Annotated in this window: 1 protein-coding gene; it reads right to left on the reverse strand. The window is 56.5% G+C overall.

What is annotated here, in order from left to right; all coding sequences use genetic code 11:
• Positions 1-1,000, reverse strand: a 1,000-nt coding sequence (locus G9Q73_RS19160; protein WP_177421563.1) for an AMP-dependent synthetase/ligase, incomplete at both ends; no start/stop codon positions are given.

Below are 1,000 nucleotides of genomic sequence, written 5' to 3' on the forward strand. Positions count from 1 at the left end.
GTGCATCGAGGTCAATGCACATCTCCATATCGGCAGGCGGGACTTTTTCGCCATTGGCCAGCACGATGATCTCTTTGAGACGTCCGGTGATGAAAATGTGCTCATTCTCGATTCTGACCTTGTCGCCGGTATGCAGCCAGCCTTCACTGTCGATGACGTCTGAAGTTGCCTGCGGATTATTCCAATAGCCCAGCATCACGCTTGGGCTGCGGGAGAGCAGTTCATCGTTTTCACCGATCTTTGTCTCTATACCCGGCAGCACTCTGCCGACACTGTCGGGAACATTATCCTCCAGCGGATTTGCAGTGATAATCGGACTGGTCTCTGTCAGACCATATCCCTGCAGGATCGGCACACCCAGCCCGATGAAGAGCTTGGCGATCTCCGGGGTCAGAGCCGCGCCTCCGGAAACGGCGATACGCAACCGTCCACCGAGTTTGGCCTGAATCTTACTGGCAACCAGTTTTTTATAGAACGGCCAGAGTGCCAGTTTTGCGCTCCATGGCGCCCGGCCCTGGTCATGTTCGAAGCGCAGCCAGCCCGTTTCGACTGCCGCACTGAAAAGCTTGCGGGCAACGGCGGAATCATCCGCCAGCTTTGCCTGTATCTTGGCGTAGACACGCTCAAAGATGCGCGGTACGGAGATCATAATCGTCGGTTTTATCTCCATCAGATCCTCTCCCAATTGCGGGATGGATCTTGCGTAGGCGACATTGGCGCCGACTGCGATCGGCATGTAGTAGCCGACGGTGCGTTCCAGGGTATGGGAGAGTGGCAGGAAGGAGAGAAAACGGTCGCTGGGATAGATGGTAATGAGCTTCAACCCAGCCTCGATGTTCCAGAGGATATTGCGGTGGCTGAGCATGACCCCTTTCGAGCGCCCGGTTGTTCCTGAGGTATAAACAAGAGAGGCGAGGGCATCGGAAGCAATATCCGCCGCCTCATATTCACCCGCTTCTGCGGGTAGCCAGTCGGCCAGGGAGGCCAGGCGTGGCTGCAG

This window comes from endosymbiont of Lamellibrachia barhami (assembly GCF_011947365.2).
Lineage (GTDB): Bacteria > Pseudomonadota > Gammaproteobacteria > Chromatiales > Chromatiaceae > QGON01.